This is a genomic window from Amycolatopsis sp. NPDC005232, assembly GCF_040607795.1.
Taxonomy (GTDB): Bacteria; Actinomycetota; Actinomycetes; order Mycobacteriales; family Pseudonocardiaceae; genus Amycolatopsis.
The window spans coordinates 336,689-355,882 of sequence record NZ_JBEXHL010000005.1 but is presented as its reverse complement, the minus strand read 5'-3'; the positions used below and the strand labels follow the sequence as shown (position 1 = coordinate 355,882).

Here is a 19,194-nt window from a genome sequence, read left to right as displayed (position 1 = left end):
ATGTCGCTGCTGCCCGGGCGTGTGCGTTCCGGGCCTTCGAGCGGCTGCCACGATGCGCCGGCACGAGAGTGTTCGACCGACAATTGGGGGTTTCCATGCCGCGCCCGTACGCCAGCGGAGTCGTCGCCGCGTCTGTCGAAAAGGTCTGGGCCCAGGTCCGCGCATTCGGCGACGTGTCCGCCTTCCTACCGGCAGTCGGCCACAGTGAGATCGCCGACGGCGTCGACGGGCAGGTCGGAGCCGTCCGGAGGCTGACCCTCGATGCAGGCGGTGACCCCTTCGACGAACGGCTGCTCGTCCTCGACGACCCCGGTCGCACGCTCACCTATGCGTTCACCGGGGCGAATCCCTTCGGCGTGCGCCGCTACGTTTCGACGGTCCGGGTCAGCCCGGTCACCGACACCGGCGAGTCCTTCGTCGAGTGGTGGGCGGAGTACGACGCCGACGCGGGTCAAGAGAAAGAGCTCAACCGCACCTTCGCCCAGGACGTGTACGGCAGCGGCATCGCCGGGCTACGGAAGCTGCTCGCCTGACCGGACAGGCAGGTCCAGGGAGTAGACGAGTTCGCCCCGCTTTCTCACCTCAGGTCGAAGCCGGACACGATCGCCGGCCCGGAGCCCCTATTCGATACCGAGCAAGGAACGGAGTCGCTCACATGGCCTTCCCCGGCCTGCAGCACGTCGCGATCACGGTTTCGGACCTCAAGCGCAGCACCGAGTGGTACAGCCGTCTGTTCGATGCCGAACCCGTACTCGACGAGGACGAAGAAGGCGGCGAGTTCCACCACACGGTCTTCGCCCTCGACGGAGGAATGCTCTTCGGTCTGCACACCCACCCTGGCCGCGAGTCGAAGGACCGCTTCGTCGAGACGCGCACCGGCCTCGACCACGTGGGCTTCGCGCTCTCTGGCCTCGCGGAGCTCGAGCAGTGGCGCGATCGCCTCGACGAGCTCGCCATCACCCACGGCGGCATCAAGAAGGCGCATTACGGCTCGGGCGTCTCCTTCCGCGACCCCGACAACATCGCTCTCGAGTTCTTCATTGCACCGGGGACATGACCACCGATCCCTGCCGGCTCGTTCGTCCTGTCTTCCCGTAGTCGGAAACGCGGAGTTGTTGGTTGCGACGAGCGCTGGATCGACCTGGGTACTTGCCGTTTGGCGCGGAGTCAACGGAAGAGGTCACTGGTTCGATCGCAGTATCGTGCACCAGCTAAAACCGCAGGTCGGAAGCCCTGTCCCTCCCCGGAGGGGCGGGGCTTCAGCCGTCAGATCGCGATGATCCGGCGATGGCCCCAGCGGCGCCCGCCACTCCCCCGCCCCGGACTCGTCAAGCTCGAGCGGGTCGCACGCCGGCCGCCAGAACCGAATCCGGAAGTTCGACCGCTGTCAGGGATGTGCCTCCGGCGTCGACAAGACGAAGGGGTGCCGACGGCTGTCCATCAGCTCGTCGCTCGCTTGAATGAAACCTTTCAACAGGGCGACTTAACCAGGGTTCCCCGGGATTGTCAACGCCGGACAATTCCGACTTCACGGTGGCCAGCGATTCCGTTGCGCGTGACGCGAACTCCACTTCCTGGATACCTGCGGGTATCGCGGGCTCGCGGCAGCGAATCCCGCACTTCCCCGCCGCATCCTGAACCGATTCCGCCATGCGAAGGCGATGTTTGACGCTTGACAACGATCACGGGGAAGCTGGAAACTGGAGTGGCTCGAATTGAAACGTTTAAATGGTTCGAACCCTCAACGGAGAGGCCAGCGAGTGCGTACAGCACCATCGCGGGTGTACCGCACCGGCCGGAAGGTGCACCGGACCACCGTCGCGGACGCCTGGTCGCGGGCGCCGTTGTGTGACGGCATCGAGCCCGCCGGGCCACCCCCACCCGCATGTCATCGATGGACGATCGATGTCCGCGACCCGGTTCGCGGGCACTGCGCAGCGCGGCCGGCGACGCGCTGTCGGCGCCGGATCCGCTCACGCCGGCTCTCGAGGCCATCACCATAGGGAAAAGCCCTCCGCCCGCCTGCGCGACTACGCGCGCGGGTGACCAGGCCGTCGATGGTGGCGTGCCCATGCCCTGGTCAAACGCCACCAGGTCCACCCCATCGCCGGCAACTGCTTCCAGCCGTACCGCATCGCAACGCTCGGAGATCCATTCACTGAAGCAAGATCCGTTCCCCGCCTGTCCCAGGAGGACTGATGGAAGACAGCAAGCCCGGCTTCGACCGGAGAGATTTCCTCAAGATCAGCGGTGGTGTCGGCATGGCGCTGGCGCTATCCGGTGTGGTCGGTGCCGGCTCCGCCGCGGCTTCCTCGACGAGTGTCACCGACAAGTTCATCAAGGCCCAGCACGCACTCCTGGACGACCCGGAGGGCAAGTACCGGCCGGGCACGCGGTGGTGGCTGGCCGAAGGGCTGCACACCGACGCGACCATCAAGGCCGACATGAAGACCCTCCACGACATGGGCATCGGCTCGGTGGAGATCGTCTGCATGCCCGAGCCCAATGTGGACAGTGACCTGAGCGACACGGTCTTCGTCAGCAACACCACGGGAAAGACCCCGCAGCAGATCTACAGCTGGGGATCCGATGAGTGGAAGAACGACACGAAGCTCATCATCCAGGAGGCCAACAAGTACGGCATGGGCTTCTCCATGACCAGCGGCACCCACTGGGCCAACGCGAACCTGCCGATCGAAAACCTGAAGTTCGACGACGACGGCGCCGGCAAAGCGCTGGGCTACGCCATCCAGACCACCACCGACGGCACCGCATTCAGCGGCACGCTGAAGCGCTCGGTGATGACGGTGGCCGGAACCGTGCGGCAGGACCTGATCTCCGTAGTCGCGATCCAGCGGGCAGCCGGCAACACCGGCTCGGTCACCGCCGACGGCAGCATCTCCGGCACCATGAGCTACACCGACACGTCGGTCGTGCTCACCGGCAAGGTCACCCTCAACGGCGCCCCGGTGACGTCGAGCACGAGGAAGGACCCCACCGGCAAAGCGACTTACTCCCTGAACTGGACGCCGGCGGCGGGCACGGGAACGTGGGACATCTACGCGTTCTGGATGCAAGCGACCGGCCAGGCGCCGACACCTTCGTCCACGACGAACGTCACCATCAACTACATCGACCCCGCCGGCATGCAGGACTTCATCAACTACTACCGCAACCACGTCTTCAACGACCGTGAGCTGAAAACCGCCATCATCGACAACGGCCGCGGCGAAATGTACATGGACTCGCTGGAAATCTCCACCAGCAACTCCAACGGCGGCGAATTCTGGGGCTCCACCCTCATGAGCGAATTCCAGAAACGCCGCGGCTACAGCCTCGAACCATACCTGCCGTACGTCATCAGGAAGGATGGCAGGGCGGGCTTGACCTCATTCCTGGTCGTCGGAGCCGACCAGGTCGCGGTGAACAAGGTTCGCAACGACTTCTTCGAGACGATCACCGACATGTACACCGACAATGTTCTCAAGCCGCTTCGGGCTTACCTGAACGACGACATGAACATGAAGCTGCGGGCCGAGATTTCGTACAACGTGGGTTATGAGATCACCACCCCAGCCCAGGGGGTGGACTATGTAGAGACCGAAAATCTCGATTTCGGGAACCAGGTGGATTCGCAGCGGACGTTGGCGGGTGCGGCACACACTCACGGGTTGCGGTACTCCAGTGAGACCGGGGCGATCAGTGGCGAAAACTACACCTGGGGCCAGGACCGGTTCATGCAGATCATCAACACTCAGTTCGCCTCCGGCGTCAGCCACACCGTATTCCACGGCTACGCGAGCATTTCCGGCGCCGACTCCCACGACCCGTCGAACCCCTGGGACGGCACCTACTGGCCGGGTCACGAAGGCATGTACGCGCGGTACTCGGAGCGGTGGGGGCCGCGTCAGCCGGAGTCCACGCAGTACACCGACTACATGCCGATGATCGCCCGCACCCAAGCCGTGCTGCAACAGGGCAAGCCGCAAATGGACCTGGCGATGGTGCGCACCGACTACGCCTTCAACAGCGACCACCCCCACCCCGACTTCATGCGGCACCGGAGGGCCAACTACTTCAAGGACCTCGAACTGCAGGACAACGGGTACACCTACGAATACTTCGCACCCGAGATCCTGGAGAACAAGAGCGTCAAGTACAGCAAGAACGACGGTCTGATTCCCGAAAACGTGGGATACCAGGCCGTCGTCATCTACCAGGACTCGATCCGGCTGAAAAGCGCCCAGGCGATCTACGATCTGGCCCGGCAAGGTCTGCCCGTTGTCATCGTCAACGGTCTGGTCGAGACGTTGAGCGCGACCAGGAACTACTTGAACGCCAAGGCGGCGGTCCACACCCTCGGCAACGACGGTACCGACGCCGACCTGGCGAAGGTGATGGCCCGGCTGAAGAAGCTCGCGAACGTCAGGGAGGTCGACGCGAACGTCCCCCAGAGCGCGACCACCCCCGACCCGAACGCCGAGGACTACGAAGAGAAGTACTACTACGGCAAAACCGGGGTCTACGGCGCCCTGAAGCGACTCGGGGTGCGGCCACGCGCCGAACACACCAAGCCGAACCAGACCGTGCTCACGGCCATGCGCAGGACCAAGGACACGCTGTACCTGTGGGCCTACAACTTCATGGAGAAGCGCGGCGACTACTTCAACAATCCGATCGATTCGGAGACCGTTACGACGACCATCAGCGTCGACGCGATCGGCAAGCCCTACCGCATCAACACCTGGTCAAGCGACATCGAGGCACTCGCCCTGTACAACTCCTCCGGCGGACGCACCTCGTTCGACGTGACTCTCGCGCCCGGACAGACCACGGTGATCGCCATCGACCTGAAAACCAAGACCGCCGCACCCCTGCGCAGCACCAACGCACCACAGGGCATCGTGACCGCCGACGGCACGGCCATCCTCGCCACCGACTCGGGCACCTACACCGCCAAGCTGGCCGACGGCACCACCGTGACCAAGAAGATCTCCGTACCGGCCAACATCAACCTGACCAACGCGCAGTGGAACCTGGTCCTCAACAGCTGGACACCCGGCGAGAAGAAGACCTTGACCGAGGCACGCCAGGGCTACACCACCAAAGAGGTGTACTTCACCACGAAGAAGTCCGACATCAACGTAGGCACGACCCAGCTCATCCCCTGGAAAGACATGACGTTCACCGCGCAGAATCCGGCGTCGGTATCCGGTGTCGGCACCTACAGCACCACCTTCCGCCTGCCCAATTCGTGGAATGACTCCAACGGGGCCTACCTCAACATCGGCTCCACGGGTGGCGCCCTGGCCCAAGTCTGGGTCAACGGGCAGAAGATCACCGGCTATGACTTCGTCGCCGGACGCCTCGACGTCAGCTCCGCCTTGAAGGCCGGCACCAACACGGTCCGGATCGAGGTGTCGAGTTCGCTGCGCAACCAGATGAGGGCCCTGGGCTACCCCGATCTGCCCGCAGCCAGCACCGTCGCCGGTGCCGTGGCGTCCTACGGCCTGCAAGGCAACGTCTCACTCGAGACCTTCACCATCGCAGTCGTCGAACACCCGGGTCACCCCCACCAGGCCGGGCAGTGACCTTCCCACCGCGCTGATCACCACAACCAAAGGGACGGTCCCGCCGTTCACCAACGGCGGGACCATCCCCGTACCGTCGACGTCGCACTCGACAAGTCTGCCGATCCGTCCGCGACCTCGCGCCGATTCACGCCGGGGGCCGCACCGGGTTCACCGCATCAGGTGCAATCCGTCCACAATGTCCACGGGTCAGGAGATCGTGGTCGTCCGGCTGAGCGACTCCCACGTGGCGACGTCGGCCAGCAGTGCCTCGTTGTGCTGGTGCAGGCCGTCGATCGCGTCTTCACCGAGAAGGAAATGCAGCGGCGGGTTCTCGGACTCGAGGACCTTCACGATCGCCGCGGCGCCCTTGACCGGATCGTTCGGTTCCTGGCCCACGACGTTCTTGACCATCTGCCGCAGTTCGCCCGAGGTCGCGTGGTAGGCGGGGTTCTCGGGGGTCCACTGCAGACTGGTGCTGAACTGGGTGCGGAACATCCCCGGTTCCACCACCATGACCCGGATGCCGAGAGGGGTCAGTTCGAGCGACAGCGCCTCGCCCAGAGACTTGAGCGCGTGCTTGGTGGCGTTGTAGCCGCTCAGTCCAGGGAAGGTAATCAGGCCGCCGATGGAGCTCATGACCACGATCGTGCCGTTCCCCTGCTCGCGCATCACGGGGAGGACGGCCTGGGTCAGCTGCACAGCACCGAAGTAGTTGACGTCGAACATGCTGCGCAAGTACTCGACCGGGGTTTCCTCGACGGCACCGATCACGCTGACCCCGGCGTTGTTCACCAGCACGTCGATGCGGCCGAACACGGCCAGCGTCGCGTCGACCGCGGCGCGGACGGACGCCGGGTCCGTGACATCCATCGCCGCGGTGCTGACCCGGTCGCCTCCGGCCTCCGCGAGGTCCGCGAGGGTCTCGGGGCGGCGCGCTGTCGCCATCACGCGGTCGCCGGCGGCCAGCGCGGCCCGCACGAGCTCGCGGCCGAAGCCGCTGGAGCAGCCGGAGATCAGCCAGACGCGGCCCGGTGTTTCGTTCGTCATTCCCATGCCTCTCACGTTCGTGTTTACCGAGGTCAATGGTCGTCTCGCGAGCTCGGTGCCGTCCAACACCGGTTACCTGTCGTGGTTGTAGGCTTTTCCTGTGAGCCCTGATCTTCGGCAGCTGAGGTACTTCGTCGCGGTCGCCGAGGAGTCCAGCTACACGCGCGCGGCCGAGCAGCTCCTGATCAGCCAGCAGTCGCTGTCGCAGCAGATCACCTTGCTGGAACGCATGCTGGGCGCCAAGCTCTTCGACCGCGACACCCGCGGCACCAGCCTGACCGCGATCGGCGCGCTGTTCCTCCCCGAGGCCCGTGCGGTGCTCGCCCGGGCGGACGAAGCGTTCGATCTGGTGGCCCGGGCCACGCGCGGCGAAGTCGGCAGCCTGCGCCTCGCGTTCCTCGCGACCACGACGAACTACCTGCTGCCGCCGGTGGTGCGCGCGGTCCGGCAACGGCTGCCCGGGCTCCGGCTCACGACAGAGGAGACGACGATCGCCCCGCTGGTCGACGGGCTGCAAAAAGGACGCTACGACGTCGCGTTCACGCGACCGCCGCTCGTGGCCGGTCTGGAATCCCGGACGCTCGTGGTCGAACCGGTGTGCGCCGTTCTGCCCGAAGATCACCCGCTCGCCGACCACGCCGAGCTGACGCTCTCCGAGCTGGCCGGCGAACGCTGGGTCCTGACCCCGCGCAGCTCGTGGGAGCCGTGGCACCAGGCGTTCGACAACGCCTTCCAGGCAGCCGGATTCACCCCCGACGTGGTCCACCGGGACGCCAGCGTGCAGGCGCTGCTCGGGTTCGTCGCGGCCGGAGCCGGGATCACGCGGCTCGCCCGGTCGGCGAGCAGCCTGCGTCGCTCCGGTGTGGTCTTCGTGCCGATCGCCGGAGAGTTCGTCTCCACCGAGATGGTCTGGCTGGCGGGCAACGACTCCGCCGCACTCCACGCACTGCTCGACGTCGTCACCGACGTCGCCGCCTCGACCGACTTCGCCGAAGCCGGCTGACCCGCGGGCACCATCGGTCAGGCGGCGGCCCGTTCGCGGATCTCCACCGCCTTCTCGAGCATCTGCCCAGTGCTGGTGAACCAGTCCTGCAGGTTCAGGTCCACGATGAGCTCGTCCGCGCCGGCCTCTTCGGCCGTGTGGATGTCTTCCAGGATCTGATCGAGCGTGCCGACGAACGCCGATCGGTCGGATCCGGCCGGACGGTCGGTGAAGGTGACGTTTCCCACCACGACCAGCTCCATCCGGCTCGCGTCCCGGCCGTACCCGGCAGCCATTTCCCGGATACGGTCCCAGTTCTCGCGCAATCCCGCGGCTCCGGCCGGCCCGGGGGTGGTGAGCAGCGGCAGCCAGCCGTCCGCACGTTTCGCGATGCGCTCCAAGGCCGTGGAACTGGACCTGCGACCCAGATTGCTGGCACCGCCGGCGAGCATCACGGGGATTTTCGAAGCGGGCTTGGGCAGGACCGAGGCGTTGTCGATGACGACGCGCGGACTCCGGATGGTCACCGGGTCCGGGCCCCACACGGCATCGAAGACGTCCAGCGTCTCGTCGAGGAACCGGCCGCGATCCGCTCGGGTGGCGCCCGTGGCCCGGAGCACGTCGCTCGACCAGCCGGCGCCCATGCCCGCGATGACGCGGCCGCCGCTGATCTGATCGACCGTGGCCAACGCCTTCGCCAGCGGGACGGGGGTGTGGAGGGCCGCGATCAGAACGGCCGTACCGAGGCGCACCCGCTCGGTCACCACCGCCGCGGCCGTGAGAACCGCCAGGGGGTCGGCGGTCTGCCGCCCGCTTTCCGGCCACGGCACGTCCGGCGGCGCATACGGTTCGATGGGCGTCTCCGGGAACAGCAACTGTTCATAGGTCCACAAGCTCGCGTATCCGGCCGCTTCCGCCGTTCTGGCCGCTTCGACCACGTCGTGTTGCAGATCAACTCCCAGTCGCTGGGGCAGGCGAAGTCCGAGTTTCATTCGAAACCTCCGAGGTAGCGGTGGTTGGTGTGGCGATCCCTACCGCAAGTCTCAACACTCACATCGATGTGAAGGTCAAGGTAGGCTGGAGCACATGAGAATCGGAGAACTCGCGGAGCGCACCGGCGTATCCCGTCGGCTACTGCGCTACTACGAGGAGCAGGGACTGCTCGCGCCGAGCCGCTCCCTCAACGGTTATCGCGAGTACGGCGAGCCGCACGTGGACGTCGTGCAGCAGATCAAGGGACTGCTCGACGCCGGTCTCCCGACCCGCATCATCGAGCAGCTCCTGCCGTGCCTGGACAAGCCGCACACCATCTACGCGCCGTTCGTGACGCCCGAGATGGTTGTCACACTTCAACACGAGCAAGCCCGGCTGTCCGAACGCATCGAATTCCTGACCCGCAACCGAGACGCCATCGCCGACTACCTCGGCACCGTTCTCACCGTCAGCGAACGCCGGGAACAGGACCACGTTCTGAACTGACGAGCGTCGCGAACAGAAGACGCGACCTTGAAAAGTCTCTCGGTCGAAGGACGGCTCGTGTCAGGCGATGGCCGCATAGGCGCTCACGTGCTCGATGCGCATCCGCACAAGCAGCATGCCGGGAACACTGTTGCGTTCGCCGAACTCGCGCGCACGGTGCTCGCCCATGTATCGCGCCGCGATGCTGGTCGCCCAGGTGCGCAACTCTCCGGGGTCCTCGGAGATGTCCGTGTGTCCCCACAGGACAGCGTGGGAGTAGGGAGCCACCTGGTCGTCGACGCAGACGGCGGCCCGTCCGTCGCGGAGGAGATCGTGGGCTTTCACCGTCACGTTCTCCGTGGTGAACACGAGATCATCGCCGTCAAGGAGGAACCACACGGGTGCGACGTGCGGGGCACCATCCACCCGTACGGTGGCCACCTTGCCCGTGCGGGTGCCTTCCGCGATGAAGGCTTTCCACTCGTTCTCTTTCATTTCGGTCATGCCGGCCAGCATCCGTCCGCGCTGCGGCAGACGCAATGCTGCCATCGTCTTTCAACGGCCCCGACCTGCGAAAACGCGTGATGTGGAGCATTCGGCGCGAGTGGGCCGCTCACGGCTGACGTCGGGCGGAACGGCGGAGTCCACAATAGACTGTGACAACGCGGGAACGTCCCAGGCGACCCATCGCGCCATAAACTGGTCCTCCGCGGCAGCGCCCCGTCGACGTGGGTCAGCCGCGGATCTGGCGGACGGAGGCGATCAGGTGCTGCTGGGCCGGCACCGAGAGTGCGCAACGCTCGACAGGCTCGTGGGAGCCGTCCGGGCGGGGCAGGGCCGTGCACTGCTGCTGGTCGGCGAACCCGGTGCCGGCAAGACCGCGCTGCTGCGGTACGTCGCCACTCACGCCGCGGAGTGCCGGGTGTTGCGCACGGCCGGCGTCGAGGCCGAGATGGAACTGCCGTTCGCCGGGCTGCACCAGCTGTGCGTGCCCCTGCTGGACAAGCTGGACACGCTGCCGGCACCGCAGCGTCAGGCGCTGAGCACTGCCTTCGGCCTGACCGCGGGTCCGGCGCCGGACCGGCTCCTCGTCGGGCTGGCCGTGCTGGGCCTGCTGGCCGACGCCGGCGCCGAGCGTCCGCTGGTGTGCCTGATCGACGACCTGCAGTGGCTCGATCACGCTTCAACTCATGCGCTGGCGATCGCGGCGCGCAGGCTGTTCGCCGAATCCGTGGGCTTGGTCTTCGCGACGCGAGAACAGGTGCCGGCTGCCGTGTTGATCGGCGTCACCGAGCTGCCGGTCCTGGGTCTGCCCGCCGGGGACGCCCGGGCCCTGTTGCGGACGGCGCTGCCGGGGCCGGTGGACGAGCGTGTGGTGGAACAGATCGTCGCGGACGCTGGCGGAAATCCGCTGGCGTTGCTGGAGTTGCCGCGGAGCATGCCGCCCTCGGAACTCGCCGGCGGATTCGGCCTGCCGGCCGCCCGGGATTCGCCGGGCCGGATCGAGGCGAGTTTCCAGGAGCGGGTCACGCGATTGCCGGAAGCGTCCCGATGGCTTCTGCTGATCGCGGCGGCCGACCCGCTCGGCGACGCGGTGCTGGTGTGGAGTGCCGCCGAACGGCTGGGTGTGGGGGTCGACGCGGCAACCCCCGCGGTGTCGGCGGGCCTCGTCGAATTCGGCGCGCGGGTGGGGTTCCGGCACCCGCTCGTGCGCTCGGCGGTATACGGCGGTGCCACGGAGCAGCGGCGGCAGCGTGCCCACCGGGCGCTCGCGGAGTGCACGAACCCCGAGTCCGATCCGGACCGCAGGGCGTGGCACCGGGCCCGGGCCGTCGCCGGGCCGGACGAGGAGGTCGCGGCCGAGCTGGCCCGGTCGGCGACACGCGCGCAGGCCCGAGGCGGCCTTCCCGCCGCGGCGGCGTTCCTGGCTCGCGCGGTCGAGCTGACCCGCGACCCGGAGAGCCGGGCGGAGCGGGCGCTCACCGCCGCGCGGGCGGCGTTCGACGCGGGCGCGCCCGAGATGGCGCTCGGCCTGCTGTCGGTGGCACAGGCGGGCCGCTTCGACGACCTGCGCCACGCGAAGGTCAACCTGCTCAGAGCCGAGGTGGCGTTCGCGGTCAGCCGGGGTGCGGAGGCTCCCATGCTGCTGCTCAAGACCGCTCAGCAGCTGGAGTCGTTCGACACGCGCCTGGCCAGGGACACCTATTTGCAGGCCCTGTCGGCAGCGCGGTTCGCGCTCCACCTCGCGATCGGCGGCAACGTCGTGGAGGTGGCGGAAGCGGCCCGGCGCGCGCCCGCCCCGCCGGGCCCGCCCACCCCGGCGGACCTGCTCCTCGACGGCCTGGCCGCTCGCGACACCGGTGAGCTCGCGGCCGGCAGCGAACTGTTGAAACGGGCCCTGCGGGCGTTCTGCGACGAGGCCGACGCCGGCGTGGACGAGCTGAGCTGGCTCTGGCTGGCCAGCACCACCGCACCCGACCTGTGGGACTACCGGAGCTGGGAGCGGCTCGCGGCGCACCACGTTGAGCGGGCCCGCGCGGCCGGGGCGCTCACCACGTTGCCGCTGGCCGTGACCTCGCGGGTGGCGGTGCACGTGGTCCTCGGCGAGCTGGCCGACGCGGCCGCGCTGGTCGGTGAGATCGACGTGCTGGCCGAGACGATCGGAGTCGGCCTCGCGCCTTACGGAGCGGTCATGCTCGCCGCTTGGCAGGGCCGCGAGGAGGAGACTTCGGCGATGGTCGCCGCCACCCGGGGCGAGGTGCTGGCTCGCGGTGAGGGCGCCGGGGCGCAGATCTACGCGTGGGCGGAGGCGCTGCTGGGCAACAGCGTGGGCCGCTACGCCGACGCGGTGGCCGCGACCGACCTCGCGGGGCAGGAACAGCTGCTGGTCGGAGCGGGCCTGTGGATGTTGGCCGAACGCGTCGAAGCGACGGCCCGGAACGGGCAGCCGGGTGAAGCCGCCCAGGCGTTCCGACGGCTTTCCGCGCACACCAGGGTCAGTGGCACCGAATGGGCACTCGGCATCGAGGCCCGCTGCCGGGCACTGGTCACCGAAGGCTCGGTCGCCGAGGACAACTACGTGGAGTCCGTCGAACGGCTCGGCCGGACGCGCGTGCGTGGCGAACTGGCCAGAGCCCACCTGCTCTACGGCGAGTGGCTGCGCCGCAACCGGCGGCGGCGGGCCGCGCGCGAGCAGCTGCGGACCGCACACGAGCAGTTCACGGAGATGGGGATGGCCGCGTTCGCGCGCCGGGCGGAGCGGGAGCTGCGTCCGGGCGGGGAACTGCCGCGCCGGCCCGCTGTCGAAGGAAGTTCCGAGCTCACCGCGCAAGAAGCCCAGATCGCCTGGCTGGTGGGGGAAGGTCTGTCGAACGCCGAGATCGGGACACGGCTGTTCCTCAGTCCGCGCACGGTGGAATGGCACCTGGGCAAGGTCTTCGGCAAGCTCGGCGTCACGTCGCGCAAACAGCTGCGCACGTGGGCGAAGCCGGCCCACCCCGGGCCCGGCCGAGACCGACCGGGGTGACTCCCGGGTCCGGGGACGGCCGCCGCGGCCCACTCTGAACGGATGACCTCTACGCCCAAGCTGAGCACGGCGTCGCGGACTCTCGCCCCAGGCGCCACCGAGACCACCACGGCACTCGTCGTGAACGGAGAACCGAGGGTGGTGGTCGCCGACTCGCGCGTCACGCTGCTCGACGCCCTGCGTGACCGGCTGGACCTCACGGGCACCAAGAAGGGCTGTGACCAGGGCGCGTGTGGCGCGTGCACGGTGCTCGCCGACGGGCACCGGGTACTTTCGTGCCTGACGCTCGTCGCCCAATGCGAAGGCCGTGACGTGACCACCATCGAGGGGCTCTCCCGCGACGGGCGCGCGCACCCGATGCAGGAGGCGTTCGTCCGGCACGACGCTTTCCAGTGCGGCTACTGCACACCCGGGCAGATCATGTCGGCCGTGGCACTGGTGGCCGAAGGCCGCGCGAAGACCGACGAGAACATCCGCGAGTTCATGAGCGGGAACCTCTGCCGCTGCGCCGCGTACCCCAACATCGTGGCCGCGATCCGTGAAGTGGCGGACATCGGAGGTACCGATGCGCGCGTTTGAGTACGTCCGGACGTCCGAGGTAGGCGACGCGCTGGCGGCATCGGAGCGCGCCGGCGCCGCCTACCTCGCCGGCGGCACCACCCAGGTCGACCTGATGAAAGACGGAGTCCTCGCACCCGATCGACTGGTCGACATCACCCGGCTGCCGCTGCGCGGGGTCCTCGGCACCGGGCACTCGCTGCACGTCGGCGCACTGACCACAATGGAGGAGCTGGCCGCGGATCCGCTCGTCACGCACCGGCTGCCCGTGGTGCGCGAGGCGCTCCTGCTCGGAGCCTCCGTGCAGCTGCGGAACATGGCCACGATCGGCGGCAACCTCCTGCAGCGCACACGCTGCCGCTACTTCCGCGACCCGGCGGTCGCCGCCTGCAACAAGCGTGCGCCGGGGTCCGGCTGCGCCGCCGTCACCGGACCCGCCCGGATGCACGCCATCCTCGGCGTCAGCGAGCGGTGCATCGCCCTGCACGCGTCCGACCTCGCCGTGGCCCTGGTGGCGCTGGACGCCGTGGTGCACCTCGAGAGCGCCCGGGGAACGCGGACCGTGCCGCTTACGGAGTTCTACCTGGAGGCGGGCACGACGCCGGGCTCCGAAACCGTGCTGGCGCACGGTGAGCTGATCACGGAGGTCGAGATCCCGCTGTTGCCCGAGACCACGCGCTCGGGCTACCTGAAGGTCCGGGACCGGGTGTCGTACGAGTTCGCCCTGGTCTCGGTGGCGGCAGCACTCGAGATCGAGGACGGAGTCGTGAGCAAGGCGAGGATCGGCCTCGGCGGCGTCGGTTCGAAGCCCTGGCGGGCCCTGGCGGCCGAGGAGGTGCTGCGAGGCGCGCCGGCGACCGAGGCGAGCTACCGCGAGGCCGCGACGGCTGCGGTCACCGGAGCATGGACCGTGCCGGGCACCGCGTTCAAGGTCGAGCTGGCCAAGCGGGCTCTGGTCCGGCAGCTCCAGACGGTATCGGAGATGTCCCGATGACCACCTTCCAGGCGCTGCCGTTCATCGGCGCCGGGCTCAACCGGGTCGACGGACCCCGCAAAGTCAGCGGTCAGGCGCCCTACTCGTCGGACTTCAGCGCGCCCGGACAAGTGCACGCCGTCCTCGTGCGGAGCACCATCGCGGCGGGCCGGATCACCGCGATCGACACGGCCGCCGCCGAATCGGCACCCGGAGTGGTGAAGGTGTTCAGCCATCTGAACGCACCCTCGCTGGTGCGGGGGCCGATGACCCCCCTGGGCTCGTCGCCGCCGGCTCCGCTGCAGGACGACCGCGTGCTGCACCACGGGCAGCACGTCGCGCTCGTCGTCGCGAAGACCCGCGAACAGGCCGAAGCGGCCGCGGCGCTGGTGCGCGTCGAGTACGCGGCCGCCGAACCGGTCCTCGACCCGGACGATCCTCGTGCGGTCATCGTCGACAACCCGTGGGGCCTGGACCGCGAGCGAGGTGACCTCGCGGCGGGTCTGGCCGCGGCGCACGTGACGGTCGAGGCCGAGTACGCCACGTCGGACAACACCAACAACCCGCTGGGCCTGTTCGCCACCCTCGCCGAGTGGGAGGGCGATCGGCTCACGGTGCACGACTCGACGCAGTGGCCGTCGATGGTGCAGGAGACGCTCGCGGTGGTCTTCGGCCTGCCCGAGGAGTCGGTGCGGGTGCTCAGCCCGTTCGTCGGCGGTGGATTCGGTGCCGGTCTGCGGGCGTGGCCGCACGTGATCCTCGCCGCGATGGCGGCACGTGAACTGGGCCGGCCGGTGAAGCTGGTGCTGACCCGGCCGCAGATGTTCACCTCGGTCGGCCACCGGCCCCAAGGCGTCCAGCGGGTGCGGCTCGGCGCGAGCGCCGACGGCCGGCTGCTGGCGCTGGAGCACCGCAGCCGCTCGCTGCTGGCCGTCGAGGACGACGACTACGAACCCTTCGCGGCGGGCTCGGCCGTGGCCTACGCGTGCCCGAACGTCCGCACGTGGGACCAGCAGGTGCGGGTGAACATCCCGGCCCCGGTGTCGATGCGGGCGCCGGCCGAGGCACAGGGGAACTTCGCGCTCGAATCCGCGATGGACGAACTGGCGCTGGCACTCCGCATGGACCCGGTGGACCTGCGGCTGCGCAACTACGCCGACACGCATCCCGCGCTGGGCTTGCCGTGGTCGGGCAAGGCGTTGCGGGAGTGCTGCACCGTGGGCGCCGAGCGGTTCGGGTGGTCCCGGCGCCCGGCCGAGCCGCGCACCCTGCGCGACGGGCACTGGCTGATCGGCCAGGGCATGGCCGGCGTGAGCTACCCGTGGTACCAAGCGCCGTGCTCGGCACGGGCGAGGGTGGCGGCCGACGGGCAGGCCACCGTCAGCAGCGCGGCCATCGACATCGGCACCGGTACCTACACGGTGATGACGCAGCTCTCGGCGGAGCTGCTCGGCTTACCACCGGAGCGAGTGCGTTTCGAGCTTGGCGACTCGGACCTGCCGAAGGCACCCCAGGCGGGCGGGTCCGGCCTCACCGGCGCACTCGGCTCGGCCGTCCACGACGCGTGTGCGCGGCTGCTCGGCGCGATGCTCGACCTCGTGCGCGACGACGCCCGATCGCCATTACGCGGCAGTGACCCCGCGGACGTGGTCGCCGCCGGCGGACGGCTCCGGCGGCGCGACGAGCCGGAGCGCGCCGAAACCTACACCGCCATCCTGGCCCGCCACGGACTGCCGGACCTCTCAGCCGAAGGGAGCAGCACCCCGGCCGATCCCCATGACCTCGGCATGGCACCCGCGGGCGCGTTCGGAGCGCACTTCGCCGAGGTCCGGGTCGACGAAGACCTCGGCCTGGTCCGCGTGACGCGCGTGGTGTCGGTGATCGACGGTGGCCGCATTCTCAACGAGAAGACCTCCACCAGCCAGATCATCGGCGGCGTGATCGGCGGCATCGGCATGGCGCTGTTCGAGGACACGGTCACCGACCCGACCACCGGCCGCATCACGAACGCGACCTTCGGCGACTACCTCGTCCCCGTGCACGCGGACATCCCCGACATCGACGTCACCTTCGTCGGCGAGCCCGACCGCATGAACCCGATCGGGACCAAAGGGGTCGGCGAGGTCGGCCTGGTGGGCGTTGCAGCCGCGATCGCCAACGCGGTGCGCCACGCGACCGGGGTACGGGTGCGGTCCTTGCCGATCACCCTGGACGCGCTGCTGTGACACACCGGGGGTGGGCCTCCCCCGCCGGGATGCCCACCCCGGCTCAGGGCTGGGTGGATCGTGGGACCGGCCGGCCGTGGTGGGCATCGGCGACCAGCTTCACTGTCTTGCTCGACCAGATGCTCGGCGGCCGGTGTACAGCGGTGCACTGTCGGTCTGATTGAAGTACTGACGGAGCGATGCCACCGACTCGGCTCGGTCTGCGCCTCGAACGCACCGATCGAGCAGACCATGCTCTCGCGTGTAGTCCTCGGCCCGGCGGAGCCCGCGTTGATTGCCCTCAGCGGACGAATCCGGGAAGCAACCCCAGGGCAGGGACCACCGCTGCCGTGCACACCGTCATGGACACGACGTTGCCCACGAAGGGGTGGAACGCGTCCGGGAGCCTTCGTGAGGTGTAGGCGGCGAGGGGCGGAGCGAGGATCGCGCCCAGGACGGCGCCGCCCACGATGGCGGGGACGGTGGGGCCGTAGGTGAGCACTACGGCGGGTGCGACGGAGACCAGCGGGACAAAAGTCGGGTACCAGCCGTGTCGGGCCCACTGGCGGCGGTAGAGCAGGACGCCGAGCGTGGAGGTCAGGACCTGGGTGGTGAGCAGTGCCGGGAGAAGCGCGGTGCCGTGCGCCGGGGTCAGCGGGTTGAGCAGGTACGTGAGCAGCGTGCCGACGAGCAGGCCGGCCGAGCTGATTTCGTTGCCGTGGAACGGTGCTTCGGTGAAGTCGGCCAGTACGCGGCGGATGACCCACGCAGGTCCTTGGCGTGGCGAATCGGCCGGATCGGGTGCCGGTGTCGGTGTCGGCAGTTGTGGGAACCACGGCAGTATCCGGCACAGGGGGAACGCGAGCAGCGCACTGAGCCACATGCCACTGGCGGTGCCGATCGAGTTGGGCAGCCCCAGTGGGTAGCACACGAACTGGACCAGTCCGATCGCGATCGGCGTCGTCAGCATGACACCGAGGACCGCGCCGGTGAGGGCCACCCGCCAGCCCGGCCCGTAGATCAGCACGACCGCGGGCGGGATCGACACGAACGCGACGAACGTCGGCTGCCACGCACCCGTGGCGGGGATCGTCCAGCCCCACGCGAGGTTCGACAGCAGCAGCCCGAGCAGCGCCGATCCGGTGAGCCACGGCCACAACCCGGTGCCGGCAGCGATCGGGAACCCGGCCCAGCGGCGCCGCCGGGTCGCCGCGACGTGGGCGATCCAGCCGCCGGCGAGCAGGCCGAGCCCGCCGAGATCGGTTTTGAACGACTGCGCCTCGGTCGTGTCGCCGAGGCACCAGCGCAGGAATGGGGGAATCCGGGCGTACGCCTGCTCCTGCCACACGTCGTAACCGGGAAGCACGTGCGGCAGCGAGCCTCCGGCCGCCGAGAGTAGGTAAGCGAGGCCGGCGGCCACGGCCACGAGCGCACCGCCCGCGAGCCAGCGGCCCAGAGCGCCGGGAGCTCGCCCGACGGACGGCGCGGGGAGCGTCGTCATGTCGCCGGTGAGCGGCGAACGGCCGAGAAACGTGGCACCGCTTTCCTCACCGACCCGGTCGCTCCCCCGCGCTGATCTGCCCGACCCGAAGTCGGCATGAAACCGGATCAACCTGGTTTCGCGTGATTCCGGTGTCTGTCCTTCGTGTTGTCGTCGACGAGTTTCCTGCTGGTGCGACGACGGTGGCGGCTGACCGAGCAGGAAGTGTTGTCCTACCACGACTTCCAGGTGGACTCCGTCAGTCTGCCGGGAGTGGTCGGCTGTGCTGCAGAGCGAAAACCGACCGGGTTCCCACAGATCCGGACATCGGTTCGGCACGAGGAGCCAGGGATGCAACGCTTCGGACAACCCGGCGCTTCGGCAACCGCGCGCCGGGTTCGACGATTGCGAGGTCAGGTCAGTGCCCAGCTCGAGGACCGTGGTGTTCGTCGTCTTCGACGGGGTGAAAAGTCTGGACGTGGCCGGGCCGGCAGAGGTCTTCGCCGAAGCGAACCTCTTCGGGGCGGACTACTCGCTGTACTATGTGTCACCCTCGGGTGCGGCCGTGGCCACCTCGACCGGGTCGACCATGCCCGTCGACGGTCCCGCGAACAGCGTGGCGCGCGCGGACACCGTCGTGGTCTGCGGCGGCGATGTCCTCGTCGGCGCGCCCATCGATCCCGAACTCGTGGCTGCCATCCGGGTGCTTCGCGAGCGGACCCGCCGGCTCGTCTCCATTTGCACGGGTTCCTTCGCCCTGGCCACCGCGGGCGTGTTGTCCGGGCGTCGGGCAACCACACATTGGCGCCACGCGCAGCTTTTCGCTCGTGCGTTCCCGGACGTCGACGTGCTCCCGGATGCTCTCTTCGTCGAGGACCGAGGGGTGTTCACGTCGGCGGGGGTGTCCGCCGGGATCGACCTCGCCCTGGCCTTGGTCGAGGCCGACAACGGCCCCGACCTCGCGCGTGCCGTTGCTCGAAACCTTGTCGTTTTCATGCAACGCCCCGGTGGCCAGTCTCAGTTCTCCGCCCCTTTGGAGATCAAGCCTGCCCGGACGCCGACGCTGCGAGACGTCGTCGATCTCATTTCCGCGGACCCCGGCCTGGATCACAGCGCCGGCCGGCTTGCCGACCGGGTCGGGGTGAGCGCTCGGCACCTCATCCGGCTCTTCCAGGCAGAGTTCGACATGACGCCCGCGAGGTACGTCGAGAAAGTCAGGCTTGATCACGCGAAGTCGCTGCTGGATTCAGGACACAACGTCGAAGAGGCGGCGGCGGGCGCGGGATTCGGAAGTCCGGAGACGATGCGCCGCACCTTTGTGGCCCGATTGGGGCTCTCGCCGAGCCAATATCGCGACCGGTTCAAGAGCACGGGCAGGCCCTAGAATTCGTGC

Annotated in this window: 14 protein-coding genes; 10 read left to right on the top strand and 4 right to left on the bottom strand. The window is 68.6% G+C overall.

The window, feature by feature from the left end:
- Positions 1 to 95: 95 nt before the first annotated feature.
- The 3 genes from ABZU76_RS13045 (at position 96) to ABZU76_RS13035 (ending at position 5,591) form a co-directional block, all read left to right on the top strand.
- Entirely contained in the window at positions 96 to 533 is a 438-nt protein-coding gene (locus ABZU76_RS13045) for an SRPBCC family protein (RefSeq protein ID WP_354868321.1), read from the top strand.
- Between the two features lie 122 nt (positions 534 to 655).
- On the top strand, positions 656 to 1,057 hold the full coding sequence (locus ABZU76_RS13040; RefSeq protein ID WP_354868318.1) for a VOC family protein: 402 nt from the start codon (positions 656 to 658) through the stop codon (positions 1,055 to 1,057).
- A 1,141-nt stretch (positions 1,058 to 2,198) separates the two neighbouring features.
- Positions 2,199 to 5,591 carry a glycosyl hydrolase gene (locus tag ABZU76_RS13035; protein WP_354868316.1) on the top strand — a complete coding sequence of 1,131 codons (3,393 nt, stop codon included), beginning with the start codon at positions 2,199 to 2,201 and terminating at the stop codon, positions 5,589 to 5,591.
- Positions 5,592 to 5,780: 189 nt separating this feature from the next.
- Here the strand turns inward: ABZU76_RS13035 and ABZU76_RS13030 are convergent, their stop codons facing one another.
- The gene (locus ABZU76_RS13030; RefSeq protein WP_354868314.1) at positions 5,781 to 6,626 is read right to left on the bottom strand and encodes an oxidoreductase; all 846 of its coding nucleotides are present in this window, start codon (positions 6,624 to 6,626) and stop codon (positions 5,781 to 5,783) included.
- A gap of 94 nt (positions 6,627 to 6,720) precedes the next feature.
- Here ABZU76_RS13030 and ABZU76_RS13025 point away from each other — a divergent pair, with 94 nt between their 5' ends.
- Complete coding sequence (locus ABZU76_RS13025; protein WP_354868311.1) at positions 6,721 to 7,623, top strand: LysR substrate-binding domain-containing protein; 903 nt, start codon at positions 6,721 to 6,723, stop codon at positions 7,621 to 7,623.
- 17 nt (positions 7,624 to 7,640) lie between these two features.
- On the opposite strand, the gene ABZU76_RS13020 is transcribed toward ABZU76_RS13025, so the two are convergent.
- Positions 7,641 to 8,540: a TIGR03619 family F420-dependent LLM class oxidoreductase gene (locus tag ABZU76_RS13020; RefSeq protein ID WP_354868308.1), complete on the bottom strand. Its 900-nt coding sequence runs from the start codon at positions 8,538 to 8,540 to the stop codon at positions 7,641 to 7,643.
- Positions 8,541 to 8,688: 148 nt separating this feature from the next.
- Here ABZU76_RS13020 and ABZU76_RS13015 point away from each other — a divergent pair, with 148 nt between their 5' ends.
- Positions 8,689 to 9,081, top strand: a complete 393-nt coding sequence (locus ABZU76_RS13015) for a MerR family transcriptional regulator (RefSeq protein WP_354868306.1) — start codon at positions 8,689 to 8,691, stop codon at positions 9,079 to 9,081.
- Positions 9,082 to 9,141: 60 nt separating this feature from the next.
- Here ABZU76_RS13015 and ABZU76_RS13010 read toward each other — a convergent pair whose 3' ends face one another.
- A complete protein-coding gene (locus ABZU76_RS13010) occupies positions 9,142 to 9,609 on the bottom strand; it encodes a PPOX class F420-dependent oxidoreductase (protein WP_354868303.1) in 468 nt (155 codons plus the stop codon).
- Positions 9,610 to 9,826: 217 nt separating this feature from the next.
- On the opposite strand from ABZU76_RS13010, the gene ABZU76_RS13005 reads away from it, so the two are divergent.
- Genes ABZU76_RS13005 through ABZU76_RS12990 form a run of 4 tightly spaced genes read left to right on the top strand, consistent with a single transcriptional unit; the run spans position 9,827 to position 16,342 of the window.
- Entirely contained in the window at positions 9,827 to 12,586 is a 2,760-nt protein-coding gene (locus tag ABZU76_RS13005; RefSeq protein WP_354868300.1) for an AAA family ATPase, read from the top strand.
- 42 nt (positions 12,587 to 12,628) lie between these two features.
- Positions 12,629 to 13,165, top strand: a complete 537-nt coding sequence (locus tag ABZU76_RS13000; RefSeq protein ID WP_354868297.1) for a (2Fe-2S)-binding protein — start codon at positions 12,629 to 12,631, stop codon at positions 13,163 to 13,165.
- Positions 13,152 to 14,138 carry a xanthine dehydrogenase family protein subunit M gene (locus ABZU76_RS12995; RefSeq protein ID WP_354868294.1) on the top strand — a complete coding sequence of 329 codons (987 nt, stop codon included), beginning with the start codon at positions 13,152 to 13,154 and terminating at the stop codon, positions 14,136 to 14,138. The genes ABZU76_RS13000 and ABZU76_RS12995 overlap by 14 nt, the downstream gene beginning before the upstream one ends.
- Entirely contained in the window at positions 14,135 to 16,342 is a 2,208-nt protein-coding gene (locus tag ABZU76_RS12990) for a xanthine dehydrogenase family protein molybdopterin-binding subunit (protein WP_354868292.1), read from the top strand. Before ABZU76_RS12995 ends, ABZU76_RS12990 begins: the two co-directional genes overlap by 4 nt.
- Positions 16,343 to 16,622: 280 nt before the next feature.
- Here ABZU76_RS12990 and ABZU76_RS12985 read toward each other — a convergent pair whose 3' ends face one another.
- Positions 16,623 to 17,822 (bottom strand): hypothetical protein, encoded by a 1,200-nt coding sequence (locus ABZU76_RS12985; RefSeq protein ID WP_354868290.1) that lies wholly within the window; start codon positions 17,820 to 17,822, stop codon positions 16,623 to 16,625.
- Positions 17,823 to 18,243: 421 nt separating this feature from the next.
- On the opposite strand from ABZU76_RS12985, the gene ABZU76_RS12980 reads away from it, so the two are divergent.
- Positions 18,244 to 19,185 (top strand): GlxA family transcriptional regulator, encoded by a 942-nt coding sequence (locus ABZU76_RS12980; RefSeq protein ID WP_354868287.1) that lies wholly within the window; start codon positions 18,244 to 18,246, stop codon positions 19,183 to 19,185.
- Positions 19,186 to 19,194: the final 9 nt, after the last annotated feature.

What these genes read in the sequence shown, in the direction of transcription:
- ABZU76_RS13045 (WP_354868321.1), top strand. Translation starts at nt 96, where the DNA reads ATGCCGCGCCCGTACGCCAGCGGAGTCGTCGCCGCGTCTGTCGAAAAG.
- ABZU76_RS13040 (WP_354868318.1), top strand. Translation starts at nt 656, where the DNA reads ATGGCCTTCCCCGGCCTGCAGCACGTCGCGATCACGGTTTCGGACCTC.
- ABZU76_RS13035 (WP_354868316.1), top strand. Translation starts at nt 2,199, where the DNA reads ATGGAAGACAGCAAGCCCGGCTTCGACCGGAGAGATTTCCTCAAGATC.
- ABZU76_RS13030 (WP_354868314.1), bottom strand. Translation starts at nt 6,626, where the DNA reads ATGGGAATGACGAACGAAACACCGGGCCGCGTCTGGCTGATCTCCGGC.
- ABZU76_RS13015 (WP_354868306.1), top strand. Translation starts at nt 8,689, where the DNA reads ATGAGAATCGGAGAACTCGCGGAGCGCACCGGCGTATCCCGTCGGCTA.
- ABZU76_RS13010 (WP_354868303.1), bottom strand. Translation starts at nt 9,609, where the DNA reads ATGGCAGCATTGCGTCTGCCGCAGCGCGGACGGATGCTGGCCGGCATG.
- ABZU76_RS13000 (WP_354868297.1), top strand. Translation starts at nt 12,629, where the DNA reads ATGACCTCTACGCCCAAGCTGAGCACGGCGTCGCGGACTCTCGCCCCA.
- ABZU76_RS12995 (WP_354868294.1), top strand. Translation starts at nt 13,152, where the DNA reads ATGCGCGCGTTTGAGTACGTCCGGACGTCCGAGGTAGGCGACGCGCTG.
- ABZU76_RS12990 (WP_354868292.1), top strand. Translation starts at nt 14,135, where the DNA reads ATGACCACCTTCCAGGCGCTGCCGTTCATCGGCGCCGGGCTCAACCGG.
- ABZU76_RS12985 (WP_354868290.1), bottom strand. Translation starts at nt 17,822, where the DNA reads ATGACGACGCTCCCCGCGCCGTCCGTCGGGCGAGCTCCCGGCGCTCTG.